Annotated in this window: 13 protein-coding genes; 9 read left to right on the top strand and 4 right to left on the bottom strand. The window is 55.7% G+C overall.

All coding sequences use genetic code 11. The annotated features are described in order from the left end of the window. The first annotated feature begins 13 nt into the window (after window positions 1-13). Window positions 14-907: a helix-turn-helix transcriptional regulator gene (locus AABZ39_07850; GenBank protein ID MEK6794673.1), complete on the top strand. Its 894-nt coding sequence runs from the start codon at window positions 14-16 to the stop codon at window positions 905-907. A gap of 138 nt (window positions 908-1,045) precedes the next feature. Next, a complete protein-coding gene (locus tag AABZ39_07845) occupies window positions 1,046-4,078 on the top strand; it encodes a glycosyl hydrolase (protein ID MEK6794672.1) in 3,033 nt (1,010 codons plus the stop codon). 257 nt (window positions 4,079-4,335) lie between these two features. Here the strand turns inward: AABZ39_07845 and AABZ39_07840 are convergent, their stop codons facing one another. Next, entirely contained in the window at window positions 4,336-4,857 is a 522-nt protein-coding gene (locus AABZ39_07840; protein MEK6794671.1) for an ACT domain-containing protein, read from the bottom strand. Between the two features lie 276 nt (window positions 4,858-5,133). On the opposite strand from AABZ39_07840, the gene AABZ39_07835 reads away from it, so the two are divergent. From AABZ39_07835 to AABZ39_07810, 6 genes are all read left to right on the top strand, one after another. Beyond that, window positions 5,134-6,258, top strand: a complete 1,125-nt coding sequence (locus tag AABZ39_07835) for an efflux RND transporter periplasmic adaptor subunit (GenBank protein ID MEK6794670.1) — start codon at window positions 5,134-5,136, stop codon at window positions 6,256-6,258. 1 nt (window position 6,259) lies between these two features. Further along, complete coding sequence (locus AABZ39_07830) at window positions 6,260-6,952, top strand: ABC transporter ATP-binding protein (protein MEK6794669.1); 693 nt, start codon at window positions 6,260-6,262, stop codon at window positions 6,950-6,952. Beyond that, on the top strand, window positions 6,949-8,346 hold the full coding sequence (locus tag AABZ39_07825; protein MEK6794668.1) for an ABC transporter permease: 1,398 nt from the start codon (window positions 6,949-6,951) through the stop codon (window positions 8,344-8,346). The genes AABZ39_07830 and AABZ39_07825 overlap by 4 nt, the downstream gene beginning before the upstream one ends. A gap of 148 nt (window positions 8,347-8,494) precedes the next feature. Beyond that, complete coding sequence (locus AABZ39_07820; protein ID MEK6794667.1) at window positions 8,495-8,677, top strand: hypothetical protein; 183 nt, start codon at window positions 8,495-8,497, stop codon at window positions 8,675-8,677. A gap of 16 nt (window positions 8,678-8,693) precedes the next feature. Then, the gene (locus tag AABZ39_07815; GenBank protein ID MEK6794666.1) at window positions 8,694-9,686 is read left to right on the top strand and encodes a FecR family protein; all 993 of its coding nucleotides are present in this window, start codon (window positions 8,694-8,696) and stop codon (window positions 9,684-9,686) included. A gap of 18 nt (window positions 9,687-9,704) precedes the next feature. Next, window positions 9,705-10,190 carry a hypothetical protein gene (locus tag AABZ39_07810; protein ID MEK6794665.1) on the top strand — a complete coding sequence of 162 codons (486 nt, stop codon included), beginning with the start codon at window positions 9,705-9,707 and terminating at the stop codon, window positions 10,188-10,190. A gap of 73 nt (window positions 10,191-10,263) precedes the next feature. Here AABZ39_07810 and AABZ39_07805 read toward each other — a convergent pair whose 3' ends face one another. After that, window positions 10,264-12,315, bottom strand: a complete 2,052-nt coding sequence (locus AABZ39_07805) for a sialate O-acetylesterase (protein MEK6794664.1) — start codon at window positions 12,313-12,315, stop codon at window positions 10,264-10,266. Window positions 12,316-12,661: 346 nt separating this feature from the next. Between AABZ39_07805 and AABZ39_07800 the strand changes: the two genes are divergently transcribed. Continuing rightward, on the top strand, window positions 12,662-13,567 hold the full coding sequence (locus tag AABZ39_07800) for a hypothetical protein (protein MEK6794663.1): 906 nt from the start codon (window positions 12,662-12,664) through the stop codon (window positions 13,565-13,567). Window positions 13,568-13,582: 15 nt separating this feature from the next. Here the strand turns inward: AABZ39_07800 and AABZ39_07795 are convergent, their stop codons facing one another. Together AABZ39_07795 and AABZ39_07790 are read right to left on the bottom strand one after the other, a co-directional pair. Then, complete coding sequence (locus tag AABZ39_07795; GenBank protein MEK6794662.1) at window positions 13,583-14,692, bottom strand: hypothetical protein; 1,110 nt, start codon at window positions 14,690-14,692, stop codon at window positions 13,583-13,585. After that, the coding region (locus AABZ39_07790) for an AraC family transcriptional regulator (GenBank protein MEK6794661.1) at window positions 14,689-15,053 on the bottom strand (365 nt) is incomplete at its 5' end. The genes AABZ39_07795 and AABZ39_07790, both read right to left, overlap by 4 nt.

Genomic DNA, 15,053 nt, shown 5'->3' with positions numbered 1-15,053 from the left:
AGATGCAAGAGCGATGCAGCACGTCGTATTCCTATTACTCGCCCTTTCGTATACGGCGGGGCTGGCATCGCTCATGCTCACGCTCGCGCGTTACCTCGCGCGGCATGATGTCACGTCGCGGCGGGGCATCGTTTTCATGGCGAGCGCCACCGCATCGGTGATATCGATAACGCTCAATTACTATATGACGCTCATCGGCGGTTTTCCCTCCAATCCGATAATGCTGTACGTTACGGACATCGGCCTTGCGATAATCGTGTTCGCGCTTCCCGCATACGCACATTCGCTTTCGGGCTTCGCCTATGCGCGCATCGCGGATAAGGTCTGTGCTCTGTTCTCCGCGTTCGTGTGCCTCCTCATCACGGCTTCCTATTTCTTCCCGAATGCGGTGTCCATGCTCATGTGGCTGCCCCCGTTCGTGCTGGGGCTTACGGTGCTGTATACGGCGGGCATCGGCATCGCGCATATTCTCATCGGTGCGCGCGGGGACGTGTTCGCACAGCGCCTTTTCACTGCGGCACTTGTCGGCGGCATATTGATATGGCTTCTTCTCGAGCTTGTGCAGCCGATAAAGAACGCGCTCGGGGATATTCCGTCAGCGGTCGTAGCGCTTGTCGCGTTCTATTTCCTCGCAAGTTCGCTCCTTCTCTTCGCGGGCATACGCGGCATCATGCATACTCGTTCCGCCCCGATAGCCGAAGCGGCGGCGCGCTACGGGCTTACCTCACGCGAGGCGCAGATAATCGAGATGCTCGCGAGCGGGGAAAGCTACAAGGCCATCGCCGATGTGTTCGGGATAACGATGCCCACGGTGAAAACGCATGTGAGCAAAATATATGAAAAGACCGGTGTCCGGAGCAAGTCCGCGCTTGTGCATAAATTCGCCCGTTCGGAAGCGGCGCACTAACGCTTATTCGAGCGTAACGCCGGTATATCGATAAAAAGTAAAAATAATGCCAGAGTACTGCATGATAGTGCTGGAATCGCGATGGCGGCGTGCGTATATTCTCGTTGCACTAATGACCGTTACAAAAAGGATGTGGCTATGACAAGCTTGAACCGTAACGATTTTCGCGATCCCCCGCCCGCATGGCGTTCCGTGCCGTTCTGGTCGCTCAACGATGACCTTGCTCCCGGAGAGATCGAGCGTCAGCTCATCGCGTTCAAGAAAGGCGGTTTCGGCGGCTCGTATCTGCACAGCCGCATAGGCCTTCTCACCGAGTATCTCGGTGACGACTGGTGGAAGGCGATGGATGCCGGCGTAAAAGCGAGCGAGAAGCTCGGGATAGAGGCGTGGTTCTACGATGAGGACAAATGGCCGAGCGGTTTTGCCGGCGGCATAGTGCCGCTTGCGAGCGAGGACTATCACGCGCGTTATATCGTCCGGCTTGTGAAAGGCGATGCCGTTCCCCCGCATGGCGAACTCCTGACTGAAGATGAGCGGTATCAGTACTACTCATGCAAGGCAAAGATGGGCAATGCCTGGTTCAACGGCACCTGCTGGGTCGATCTTATGAATCCTGCCACCGTGAAGGCATTCATCGATTCAAGCTATAAGCCGTACGCTGAGCGGTATCGATCGAAGATAGGGAAGTCGGTGCACGGGATTTTTACCGATGAGCCGCAGATATCGCCGCGCAATGAATGCCGCAACACCGGTTCGCTCCCGTATTCGCCGCTGACGCGCGATGCGTTCAAGGCACAGCACGGCTATGATTTTGTGGGGAACATCGCTTCGCTCTTCGACGATGTCGGTGATTTCGCTTCGGTGCGATATGATTATTTCCGTACGATAAGCAGACAATTCGAGATGAGTTTCTCCAAGCAGATAGGCGACTATTGCGAGTCTACCGGGCTTACGTGGACCGGTCACTTCAACGGCGAGAATTCCTTCCGCACGGTCATGCTCAATGTCGGCAATATGATGGCGCATTATCGGCACATGCAGCGGCCGGGCATCGATCATCTGGGCCTCCATATTTCGGGCGTCGTCTTCATGATGAAAAGTCTCTCGAGCGTGGCCAATCAATACGGGCGCGACAGACGGCTTTCGGAGATGTTCGGTATCAGCGGACAGAACATGAATTTCGAGGACAGGAAGTGGATAGCGGATTGCCACGCGGTGCTCGGCGTCAATCACATCTGCCCGCATCTTTCGCTTTACAGCATGAAGGGATGCAGAAAGCGCGATTATCCCCCCACGATATCGCCGCAGCAGCCGTACTGGAGCTTCAACAAGCCGGTTGAAGACTACATGGCGCGCACAAGTTATCTTTCGAGTGTCGGGACCTACGCCGCTGAAATGCTCGTGCTTGTCCCTCTTGAAAGCGCATATGTCGATTATGCGAACGGTACGGAGCCGGGAAAGACCGGCGATGAGCGTTTCAATGCGTTCACGCGTACGCTCGATACGCTCCTTGCGCATCAGCGCGATTATGACCTCGGCGATGAAGAGATCATCTCCGAGAAGGGCATGGTGAAGGATGATGCGCTCCAAATCGGCGATATGCAATACCGCGCGGTGATGCTGCCGTATCTGCGGACGATCCGGGCAAGCACCATCGCTGTCCTTGAAAAATTCGCCGCCGAGAAGGGCATTATCCTTGCCGCGGGGGCGCTCCCCGATCTCGTCGACGGCAGAAAGAACGATGACATGATACGGCGTCTTACGGCGATAACGCGTGTGCTCCCGGAGAACGATGTCGCCGCCGCTCTTGCCGCTGCCGTACCGCCGCGGGTGAACGTGGTCGGAACGAATAAAGCGAACGTGTGGGTCTCCCGCCGGCTTCTTCCCGGCGGAAGCATGACCATGTTCTTCAACCGCTCACGGCTCGAAAATGCCGATGTGTCGGTCACGCTTTGTGATATGGAGAACCCTGTACTTTGGGATCCCGCATCGGGTGAATGCTTTTCGCTCGATGTGAAGGACGGCTCCGTTCGCGTAACGCTTGCGCCCGCGCAAAGCGTTTTCATTGCAACGGGGAGTGCATCGAAGACGAAGATAGCCGGGCGCTACTGTTCGGCATCGAAGGGGGAGATAGCAGCAGCGCTTTCGGGTGTCTGGCGCGGCAAGCGTCTCGACCCCAATGCGATAACCCTTGATTTCGCGCGGTATTCGATCAGCGGCGCTTCCTTTTCCGCGGCGGAACCGGTGCTCGGCATACATGAACGACTTACACGCCAGGTGTATAATGGAACGCTGATGCTGGCATTCGATGTTGCTGTTGAGACTACGCCGAAGAACTGTGCACTCGTCATCGAGCAGCCGGAAATGTACACGAGCATTACGGTCAACGGCAGCACGGTCGCTTTCGGCAAGGATATCTATCGCGATATCTCGTTCCGAAAGACCGATGTAACGAAGCACATGAAGTCCGGGACCAATACGGTTGAGCTCTCGCTCGATTACACGCCGCCGAAACCGACAAGCCGCGACGCGCGTGAGCGCTACGGAAGCGAGATAGAAAGCATCTATCTCATCGGTGATTTCGGTGTGCGGGCGAACGCATCCGCCGTGCCGGCGCGCTCTATCCGCAATGAACGCGGCGATCTGCCCGCCCGCCCCGTGCATCGATTCTCATCGTTCAGCATTGTCGATGAGCGCGAGGAATTCGACGGCGATCTCGCTGTGTCGGGTTATCCGTTCTATGCAGGCGCTTTCGAATTGAAGCGTTCGTTCACGCTTACGCCGGAGAAGGGCAGGCGATATGTCCTCACATTCCCGGACGCAGAAGCGACGGTCATCACTGCTGTTGTGAACGGGAAGAAACTTCCGCCGACGGCATGGAGCCCGTGGGAGATCGATATCACCAGCGCCGTGCGTGCGGGTGAGAATTCGATGACGCTTACGCTCGTCAACTCACTGCGAAATCTCCTCGGGCCGCATCATCATATCGGCGGGGAGCTCATCGCGGTCGGTCCCGTGTCGTTCACCGGCCGGGGCGGGTGGCCGTCGCTCACTGACGGAGATAATGACTGGTTCGATGTGCGGAAGAACGGCACGACGAAGATATGGACGGATGACTATCATCATATCCCGTTCGGACTGCTCACGCCGTCCGTTATCGAGATGCGATGATATTCCCCGACCTGTGATGACGTTACGGTATTAAAGAACAGATCCAATCCTGCGTTCATCATCGCAACCCTCGGCTCCCACCTCGGCAGGCTCGGAGCAACGGCTCGGGAAGCGAAATGATCAATATTGTATGAACACATGATGCCGTTCCCTGAGCGGAGTCGAAGGGGACGTTGGCGATCTTGCCGAGGGATGATCATCATTCCTGCCGTTACAGCATTGTCCCCCGCGAACGGGGATGACGAGGCAGTGGCCGATCAGATGCCGAAGGGCTCGATATCGATGTCCATGTTGAGCCTGTCGCTCAGGGCGATAAGGCCGCTTTTCAATTCGCGAAGGTTCATCGATTTCGGCACTTCAAGCACCATGGTCATCTTGAAGAGAGGAGTGCCCGAATGCGGCGCGCGGCCGACAGCGGTATCGAGCGAGAGCACATTGATGCGGTGATCCTTGAGGTATGTCGTTACCCCGTGCACGATGCCCTTGCTGTCCTCGCCGACCATGCGCACCGAATACTCAAGCACATCGTCCTTTGTGCCGCGGGCATGCACTTCTTTCACGCTCACCGTAAGATCGGCAAGCGCATGCATGGCCTTCTCCATGCCGGGCGCATTCTCACGCGGGCCCGCAAGCAGCATGAGCACGGAGAAGTGGTCGCCAAGGAGCACCATGCGCGAATCCGCAATGCTGAAGCTCATCTTCACCGCAATATCCGAGAGCGATTCCACAATGCCCGGTCTGTCGGGGCCGTACGCGCAGAGAAGATAGTGGATATCCATTGCTGACTCCTTGCTGAACTATCGGTGGATAATGGAATGTACCATAGAATGAAAGAAGCGTCAAACGGCGCGTGGAGACTGTCACAAAATAGAGAGAACAGCGGGTTGCAACCCGCTGTTCTCCGTGATGCGGCAGAAATTCTCATGACCATAATCGTATTTTGGGAAGTATCTGATATTTTCACAGCAGTTCCAACGTCGACAGATATTGTATTTTATTCCATATACCGTACAATTCCGACGTCACAGGGTCCGGAAATGAAGATGAGAATCCGTATGAAATATATCCTCCTAGCCGTCCTCGGTATAACCCTCCTCTCCTGCGGAGCGAAAAAGAACATACCGAGCGCACGCGGTGCCGAAACGAAGGGCGGATACAGCATCATTCAGGCGGGAAAGACGAACATAACGCAGGTGCTCGAGGAGAGCGGCGTTGTGGCGCCGATGACGAGCGCGGACGTTGCATCCCGGGTGAGCGGGCGTGTGGTCCGCATACGCACGCGCGAGGGAGCGTATGTTAAGCGCGGCATGATAGTCGCCGATGTCGAACCCGACCTTCTGCAGACGAAGACGATAACCGCGGTGGTGAATAATTACGAGAAGGCAAAGATAGAGCTCCGTACGGCAAAAGACGACTATGATCAGAAAAAAGGGCTGTACGATAAAGGGTTCATACCGGTGAACGAGATGAAACGCGCTGAGGATGCGCTTTCCGTTGCCGAGATGAACAATAAAGCGGCGAAGGACGAGTATGAGCGCTCTCGCGACGAGATAGGCGGTACATCCGGCGAGCGCCTCGGGATAACCTCGCCGCTGACGGGCATCGTGCTCAACCGGTATGTGGAAGAGGGCGAGCTTGTCGTGGGCGAATCGACGATGCGAAGCGGCACGAAACTTTTCACCATAGCCGATCTCTCGCGGCTCGTCGTGAAGGTGAACATCAATGAGGTCGATATATTCAAGCTCGGTGTGGGTTATGATGTGGCGATAAGCATTGCGGCGAACCCGAACGAGCGCTACGGCGGACGTGTATCGAAGATAGCACCGTATGCGGAGGACAGGAGCGGGATAAAGATATTCCCCACTGAGATCACGATACTGAAAGAGGACAGCCGGCTCCGCCCGGGGATGAGCGCGTCGATAAAGGCGAGCATCAAGGCGAAGGACAATGTCCTTTCTGTGCCGGTCACAGCGCTTTTCATCGATGAGGGCGGGGAATACGTGTTCGTGCCGGGGGTGAAGGGCGTGGAGAAGCGCATGGTGAAGCGCGGGATAAACGATACGAAGATGGTCGAGATCGTTTCGGGATTGAAGGAAGGCGAAAAGCTCTACAGCGATATACCGTACAAGGAACTCGCGCAGAAGCCGGCATATGTACCGGTCGGCGGAAAAAAGGACTGACATGGCGAAGAAGCATGTGCGTCCGCTCATCGAGCTCTCCGGTATCGGGAAGACCTACGCGATGGGTGACAGCCCCGTGCATGCGCTTTGTGATATCGATCTTTCGATAGCGCGCGGAACGTTCTCGGCGATAATCGGACCGTCGGGGAGCGGCAAATCGACGCTCATGAACATCATCGGCTGCCTCGACAGGCCGACGCGCGGGAGATATCTCCTTGACGGCGTGAACGTGGCGGGGATGAAGCCCTCCGAACTTGCGCACGTGCGGAACAGACAGATCGGTTTCATTTTCCAGAATTTCAATCTTCTCTCGCGGTACAATGTCTTTCACAATGTGGAGCTGCCGCTTATCTATTCCGGTTTAAGCGCTCTGGAGCGGCGTGAACGCGTGCTTGAGGCCGTCGCGCGGACGGGGCTTACCGACCGCATACGCCATCGCCCGAGCGAACTTTCCGGCGGACAGCGTCAGCGTGTGGCGATAGCGCGTGCGCTCGTTAACCGCCCGTCGCTCATACTTGCCGATGAACCGACGGGGAACCTCGACAGCGTTACCGGCAGGGAGATACTCACAATATTCCGCGAACTCGTCAAGGCGGGGAATACCATCATCATCGTAACGCACGATCATGCGGTTGCGAAGTCGACACAGCGACGTGTGGTTATCGCCGACGGCAGGCTTTCGGAGGCGGCATGAGCATCGCCCTTGCGCTCTTAAAGCTCCGCGAATCGATCATCACCGGTGTCAAAGAGATATATTATCACAAGATGCGCTCGTTCCTTACGCTCCTCGGAGTCATGCTCGGTGTGGCATCGCTCGTGATAATGATGAGCATCATGGAAGGCTTCCGCGTGAGTTTTGAGAGGATGATGAACCAGATGGGCGGCATGGCGCGCGTGTCGGTGTACAATCTCGATCAGGGGCAGCGCGGGGCCAAGGTGTACAAGTCGCGCGGCGTGCGCATCGATGACATGCGTACGCTCCTTCTGGAGAACGGCGATATCATCGATATCATGGTGCCGCAGGTGACCGCGCCGAATTACACGATACGCCGCGGCAATAAAAGCCTCCGTGTGTGGTCGTATACCGCGCTCGGGGCAACGAGCGATTACAGCCGCATATCCGGGCATGTCATCGATGAGGGGCGGGACATCTCTCCGCTCGACGACGCATCGTTCTCACGCGTATGCGTCATCGGCTCTATCGTGCGAAGCGAGCTTTTCGAGGAATATCAGAACCCCATAGGCGAGACGATATTCATCAATAATATCGGATTTCACATCATCGGGCTTTACCGGCATGTATCGGTGGAGCCGCCGCATATGGGCGAAAAGATAGACACGAACGCGCAGGCGCGCGACGAGCGGCTTAAGAATTTAAAGACGCTTTCCGTGCGTCGGGCGATTGTACCGAAACGCGGGAGTGAAGAGCTCTGGGGGCGAAGCCTCTGGGAGAAATACGGCAGGAACAATACGATGTGGCATATGAATCTCAACGCGCTCATACCGTTCTCCACCTTCCAGCAGCTCATGAAAAGCGACGGCAGGCTCGATTCCATCGAGATAATACTCAGGGACTCGAAGAATCTCCCCGCATACATAGAGCGATTAAGAACGACGCTCAGGAAGAAGCGCGGCGGTACCGAGGATTTTCAGATAAAGCCGTGGGCGGAGCGGTACAATGAGACGAATCAGCAGATACAGACGATGAGCCTCGTGTTCATCATCATCGCTGTCATTGCGCTCATCGTGGGCGGCATAGGCATCATGAACGTGATACTCGCGTCCATCTCAGAACGGATACGCGAGATAGGCGTGCGCAAGAGCGTCGGCGCCGGGAACCTCGATATTTTCATGCAATTCCTGGTGGAGACGGTCATGCTCTCCATTTTCGGGGGTATGTTCGGCGTGGGCCTCGGGAGCGTGCTGACGGTGATCATCGCGCATTTCATAGGCATTGCCGGCGTTATCGCGCCTATGTCGATAATCGTCGCAATATCATCCTCCTGCGGCATCGGCCTCGTTTTCGGCCTGTACCCGTCCTTCAAGGCCGCCAAACTCGACCCGATAACCGCATTACGGTACGAATAATCGCGCAAGCGTATCATACTTTCGTATGATGCCCGCCTGACACGACAAAATCATACCTTTGTACGATAGACGGTACCCCTGTCCTATCGTATTATCAAGGCGTATCGAAGAACGGTCCGGACCGTCGGGCCGACGAGGAGTTTCGGCTATGGAAACGAAGGAAAAGTCAAAAAGCGCGGACATACGCGGCCTCTCCTGGGCGGAGACGCTCTTGCGTGAGCGTGAACAGAAGCTTGAAGCGGAATCCGCGAAACATCGGCAGGATATATTCTTCAAGAAGATGATACCGTTCGAGGAATACGAAGATATGCGCAGACAATCGCGGCAATAGGAAAAGGAGGCAAATAATGAAGAAATTTCTGATCGTACTGGCAGTGTGCGGTGCAGCGTTCGGCGCAACGCCTGGTGCAACGGATACCATCGCTGTGTTCCGATCGGTCAACGGCACGGTAAGCGTGGAGTCGACGGACGGGAAGAAGAAAAGTCCCGCGAAGAACGGCATGGCGGTGGCGGTGGGCCTGCTGATACGCACGGCGGCGCTTGCAAAGGCGGAATTGGCGCTCGCCGACGGTTCGCTCATCACCATAGGCGAGAAGTCGGCCATCGTGCTCAACAGGAACCTCATCGGCACGAAGGGGAAGAACAACACGTCCTTCGGCGTCCTCATGGGCGGGATGAAGCTTAAGGTGAACAAGCTCACCGGTTCCGACGAGATGAAAGTACAGACGCCGACAGCGGTCGCGGCCGTACGCGGCACCGATTTCGAGGTGTCCCTCGCGAGCGACGGCTCTACCATGGTCGCCGTGAACGAAGGGAAGGTGAACGTCAAGGGAGACGGGAGCGAAGGGAACGTGAGCATGAATGAATCGGCGAGCGTCATTCTCGGCGAAGAGAACGCCGGCGTGAAACCGATGGCGAAAAAGGACGATTCGCTCGACTCGTTCCTGAAAGAACGCGATGCGGCGGTGAAGAAGGATCCCGCCGGGACGATGGGCAAAATGGAAGCACGTGCCGGCGTGATAGGCGAGAAGGGCGGCAGCCTCCTCGTGAATGCGGGCGACGCATCCGCCGACCATACGGCGCTCAACGACGTGTACAACCAGGTGAAGAACGGCAATGAATCAATAAAGCTGCTTGCCGACAGTGTTCTTGCCGAGAACAGCGAGAACCCGAACGTGAAGCGTGCGTACAATACGCTGAAGCGCATCTACGAAGCGAACGGGAAGCTCGAGGCGAAGATAGCCGCGGCGCTCGCAAAGATCGATGCCCGGGTGAACGCGGTCAATCAGAAGATAGACACGAAGTCGAAAATGCTCGATTCGCTCGAGCTCAATAAATAATCACGAGAGGAGGTTACGATGAAACGTACCATCATCACGACAACGCTTGCGGCGGCGGTCACCGCATGGACGCTCATGCTCACGGGCTGCATGGGAGTGAGCGGCAGCAATCCGGAGGGCTGGATCAATGACGACACGTTCCGCGCCCAGGTGACCGGCTATGCGCCGGAAGGCTCGGAGCGCAAATGGCGTTCGGAGGCCAAGGAAGCGGCGAAGATCGTCGGCAAGGAAACGGTCATGACGAAGATGATCGGCTCCTACATCGAGTCGACGGGTGCCACCGAGAACAATGAGCTTATCGGCAAGGTCGTCAAGGAAAAGGCGGCGGGCGCCATCGTCGGCATGGACATCGTCAAGGTCATCGAAGAGAACGACCGCGAGAAGAGCGCGACGGTCATCGTGGAAGTGTCATCCCCGGGGCTTAAGAAGCTCATGCAGGAACGTATCAAAGCGTACTTCCAGGAGATGAAGGGCAAGAAAGTAGGCGGCGACGCAGCGAAATAAGCGATCGGCGTCCCACCCTCAATGTGAATGCCCGGGAAGGGAGACCTTTCCGGGCATTTGCTTTTTTGCAGGGCTATTTGCCGGGAATGCCCTGCACCTCAAGCTCGCGGATGAGGACGAAGCCGTTCACCTTCTTCCATATCGATATCTCATGGACATTCTCGAACACGATCCGTACCTGCGATACGTTCTTCAGGGAAAGGCCTTTCAATTCATACACATCCATGGTGTAGTTCTTGAATTCGGTCTTGCCGACCTCGGTGAACGATGCGCCGTCCGATGATACCTGCACCGAAACGTTCTTCGTGCCGCCCTGCGCCGAATTGTACACGCGTATCGTATCCACCGTGAACGAGCCCTTGAGGTCGATGGTCACATTTTTGGGGAATGTCATCGAACCGTCGGTGGAGAATATGGTGCGCGCATTGTCATCAAGAAGGCCGTCGGTAAGTCCGCCGTAGCTGCCGATGGCGTACTGCGATGAATTCGGATGCGAGCAGACAAAGGGTTTTCCCATGGCAATGCCGCCGACCTTGAGCACTTCGCCCGGTGCGTAGGTATCGGTGCGGAACGGAACGGCCGGAAAGCCTTCTTTGTTGTAGAGATTCGCAAGCGGGAAATTGGCCCATGCATAGCGGATATTGATGGGCTTTGACACCTCTTTGCTTGTGCAGATGACGCTATCGCCTTTGATGACGGCGTCGGCCCATTTGAATTTCTTATCTGCGCCGCAGACGGCGAAACCCGAAAGTTTTCCGCTCGTCAATTCATATGAGTCGAGCGTGACATTGCTCGCTATAAGTCCGCCACCGATGCCCGAAAAGGTCACTATCGCTTTGTCCCCGTCGACCTTGAACGACCTGAACATCGGTCCGCTTGGGACGATCTTTTTCCCGTAGACATTGGCAAGCGCGAGCGCGGCAAGGCGATTCCCCACAAGTTCCTTGTACGGCGGGTGAATGTTCTTTTCGAGCCCGCCGTCCAGTGCGAGCGCCATGCCTGTGTTGGTGAGCGCGAGGGTCTCTGTCTGCGCCTCGCGGAGATACGCCCAGCTTGGATCTTCCGTATTCGAGTTCATTGACATGTAACCGGCCAGCTGCACGTAATAGAACGGGAAATTGGGGATGCCCCACTGCGCACGCCATGACTGTATGAGATCGGTCATGATCGCGCGGTAGGAGGAAAATCGTCCCGCGTTATTTTCGCCCTGATACCATATCGCCCCGCGTATCGCGAACCCCTGGAGCGGCGCCAGCATGTAATGATACAGTCCCGACGGGCGTTTCAGATTGTTCGTGCCCATGGGCTCGGTCGGCGGACGAGGGAGGTCCTTTACGCCTGCTTTGCGCTTCTCGTTCCATGCCGCCATTTCATTCGTAAAACGTATGTACGCGGCGGGGTAATTCGATACCGCCGATGCATAATTGGCGAGATACGGCGCATAGTCGGGTTTTGCCTCAAGTACATCGGGCGATACCCACGATTCAGCGTCGGTGCCGCCTACCGTGGACATGATAAGCCCGATGGGCACGCCGCTCTCAGCGGCGAGGCGTTTGCCGAAAAAGAAACCGGTCGCCGAGAAATCATCGATATATGCACCGGCGGCCTCGCACCATCCGTTGTACGCTCTGTCCTTCACTACATTCAGTCGCGGTACATCGGCTGCGCCGGTGTTCACCTTGAAGAGGCGGAGCATCGTATTGCTGTAATCGCCCGGGATATCCGCGAACATGGTGAAAATGCCGTTCTCATAGGTGCGATAGTACTTTATCGACGTCTGCATATTCGATTGGCCGGTGCATATCCACACATCGCCGATGAGAATGTTCTTCAGGGTGATGGTATTATTGCCTTTCACCGTCATGGTGAACGGACCGCCGGCTTTCATCGGTTTTAACATCACCTTCCACGTGCCTTCGGCGCCGGTCACCGCTTCAACCTTCTGTCCGTTGATCTCTACGGTGACCTTCTCGCCCTCATCCGCTATGCCGTAAACCGCGACGGCGATGTCGCGCTGCATCACCATGTTGTCGGAAAAAAGGCCGTGCAGTTTTATATCGGGAAAAAGGGCTGTGCCGCAGACGAGAAATAGAACGGCGATGAATGGACGTATTGACGATGACATTAGGCGCTCCGTGGGGAGTATCAGGATGAACGCATTGTACCACGAAAAAAACATACACTCAACCCCCGCAGGAGCGCCCCCCCCTCACGGGGATGTGAGAGAAGAGAATAGTATCCATTGGAATACTTGTTCGTGCACATAGTATGCGATCACTGATGCCAAGCGGTAGTATCGCACGTATACCGGGATGGGCGAGAAGACGCGGTTGAAATTGACAGAAATTCGACGGGTGGTATACTGGGCGATATATCACACTGAGAGGCGCGGCGTGTGTTTTTTTGACAAATGCAGTCGGTTCGTTTTACTTACTTCATACTATACTTAAGTTTCAATAGGAGGGAACGTCATGGAAGAATCGGTGATCGCGAAGGTCGCAATAAAGAAGATGAGAAAAGCCGTCGTGACCGGTGCGGCCGGCGGATTTCTCTATGGGGGCTTGTTTGTGGTATATGCATTCATCTCCATCTTCAACGCAGATTTCCAATACGACACGAAAACGGACATTGTCGGATACTTTATTATTGCGGCACTTTTTTTCGCTCTTTCAGCGGGCTATCTCAGGAACAGCAGAATATGCGGCATCTATCTCTTCCTGGCAGCCTTTTTTAATACTGCGGGCATTGTATCGAATCACGGGATATATCTTGTCACAATGCTGGAAATAGCGTTTACCGTTGCGATACTTTCCGGTACACCGGCGCTTTTCATGATACACAAGCAGCGCAGGATCGCCGGTTTCGTTCAGAGAGCAATGCCGGTTCCGCTTGTAGCGCTGTTCTCGCTGATGAGCATTGCCGGAGCGGTATTGTTCACCTACTACAAAGTGAAGACCGAGATTGGGCCGAATCATGTATTCATCAGCGGAACCGATCTGCCTCCTTTGTACCGGAATTCGATACATGACATACGCATTCTTGCACATGGCGAAGGAGTGCTGTATCTGTACTCGGATGCATTCCTGGATTTCAAGGACAGCTTTTCCTTCTTTACGCAGTATGCGGTATGCCATTATGCGCAGCGAACGACTCCTCCCTGCAGAAAGATCGGTTACGCAGAGATTACGAATATGGAAGTATTCTACAGCGAACGTGCCTCCGGTGCATCGATGCTCCGAGTATTTCTGACCAACGGATCGAGCGCGGATATCCCCGCGCCCCCGGGCCGAGGCGCGATTTTCTTCGCAGAAAAAATGAACGAGGCATGGGGGGTGTTCAGGACAAACAGGAAAGCGATCGAGATAATGCTCGAATAGTGCCGGCACTGAGTATTATGGTATGCCGCCGGCTTTTGATCTGCGACGTCGACGAATGAGATCGGCGAAATACGCGATGCCGATGATGATGAAACCGATGCCGGCGCTGAGAATGCCAAGCCCGACACCGCCATTGCCGTCCCATGACCTGCTCACGCCGTAGTGCCGTGCGTAGTCGATGCGGTATTCATTTCCGTCGTCGGCGTAGCGGACAGGGAACGTGCTGTTCGTCCGTGCGAACGCGTAGAAATTGCTCGAGCAGTCGAACGCCCGGTGCTCGATCTTCTTTCCTGTGTGAGCGACGATGAACGTGTACGTCACGCTGTATCGATATTTTCTGCTCATATTCGAATACCATGTCGATGCTTCCGCGACTGCGGCATCTGCATCGAAGTATCGCGGGCGATGCGGTTCGTAGATCAGGTAAATGCCGATCATCATGCCGACAGTACCGGCAATAGCCATGACCGCCATGGAGCGCTTTTCCTTCGGGCTTTTATCGGCGGCAAGGTCGAGCGTTCCCCATCCGCTGTTCGTACGATAATATCTTCTCCATGCATCGATGAACGACGCGATCACCGCCATATTCGCCGCTGCGGCGATGAAGACGGCGAGCAAAGAACGATGCATGAATGGAAAACCAAGGAGCAGCCCGAGGGCACCGCTTACGAAGCCGAGCGAGTACAATGAAAGTTTTTCCGGGATATGCGCCCCGCTGAGGCCGACGGTCATAAACGCGGCGAAGATGAGCATCGGGAACGCGATCGTGATGAATGCCAGGACGACGCGGAAGAGATCGCGTGCTATCCAGGGGAATTTCTCATGATTGGTGATGGCGGCGAACACTGCGTATGCGATGAGCGCTATCGGTATGCCGATGACGAATTGCGCACTGCAGCCGACGATGCTCTGCACGGCACCGGCGACGAACGGGTATGTCAGGACCTTCTCCAGGAATATGGCGCTCAGGAATGCAATAGCCGCCGGAAGCGTCATGATAGAGAAGTATACCGCGAGCGGGCCCTCGGTCTTTATCAGGAAGCCGAGCAGGAGCGATGACGGGATGGCCGCAATGCCCCCGGCGAATCGTGCGAACGATCCGAGCAGCCGCAACAGTGATGTCATGACCACATCGCGCGTTTGAATATGAGCGGGGAAAGCCCCGTATACTTCTTGAACTGTCGGGTGAACGCGAACGGTGTCGGATATCCAAGCTTCATGCTCAGTGCACGGACGGATATCGCCTCGGTGTTGAGCAGATGCTGCGCATAAGCGATCTTTTTTCTGATGCGATATTCCTTCGGCGCATGGCCGGTGTGCTGCTTGAACTGTTTGCGGAACTGCTCGTACCCGATATGCAGACGCGATGCAAGCGTCGGCATATCTATTTCCGCCGTAAAATCATCCGCGAGAACGGCACATGCTTCATCGAGAACAGCGGTTTCCGCCGATACCGGTGTGCGGTGTTCTTCAAATACCGCGAAGA

The sequence above is a fragment of the Spirochaetota bacterium genome (assembly GCA_038043445.1).
Classification (GTDB): Bacteria; Spirochaetota; Brachyspiria; order Brachyspirales; family JACRPF01; genus JBBTBY01.
The sequence above is the reverse complement of the archived record's forward strand: the minus strand, read 5'-3'. Positions and strand labels throughout refer to the sequence as shown.

Coding starts and splice junctions, on each gene's coding strand:
- AABZ39_07850 (MEK6794673.1), top strand. CDS start 14: ATGCAGCACGTCGTATTCCTATTACTCGCCCTTTCGTATACGGCGGGG.
- AABZ39_07845 (MEK6794672.1), top strand. CDS start 1,046: ATGACAAGCTTGAACCGTAACGATTTTCGCGATCCCCCGCCCGCATGG.
- AABZ39_07840 (MEK6794671.1), bottom strand. CDS start 4,857: ATGGATATCCACTATCTTCTCTGCGCGTACGGCCCCGACAGACCGGGC.
- AABZ39_07835 (MEK6794670.1), top strand. CDS start 5,134: ATGAAATATATCCTCCTAGCCGTCCTCGGTATAACCCTCCTCTCCTGC.
- AABZ39_07830 (MEK6794669.1), top strand. CDS start 6,260: ATGGCGAAGAAGCATGTGCGTCCGCTCATCGAGCTCTCCGGTATCGGG.
- AABZ39_07825 (MEK6794668.1), top strand. CDS start 6,949: ATGAGCATCGCCCTTGCGCTCTTAAAGCTCCGCGAATCGATCATCACC.
- AABZ39_07820 (MEK6794667.1), top strand. CDS start 8,495: ATGGAAACGAAGGAAAAGTCAAAAAGCGCGGACATACGCGGCCTCTCC.
- AABZ39_07815 (MEK6794666.1), top strand. CDS start 8,694: ATGAAGAAATTTCTGATCGTACTGGCAGTGTGCGGTGCAGCGTTCGGC.
- AABZ39_07810 (MEK6794665.1), top strand. CDS start 9,705: ATGAAACGTACCATCATCACGACAACGCTTGCGGCGGCGGTCACCGCA.
- AABZ39_07805 (MEK6794664.1), bottom strand. CDS start 12,315: ATGTCATCGTCAATACGTCCATTCATCGCCGTTCTATTTCTCGTCTGC.
- AABZ39_07800 (MEK6794663.1), top strand. CDS start 12,662: ATGGAAGAATCGGTGATCGCGAAGGTCGCAATAAAGAAGATGAGAAAA.
- AABZ39_07795 (MEK6794662.1), bottom strand. CDS start 14,692: ATGACATCACTGTTGCGGCTGCTCGGATCGTTCGCACGATTCGCCGGG.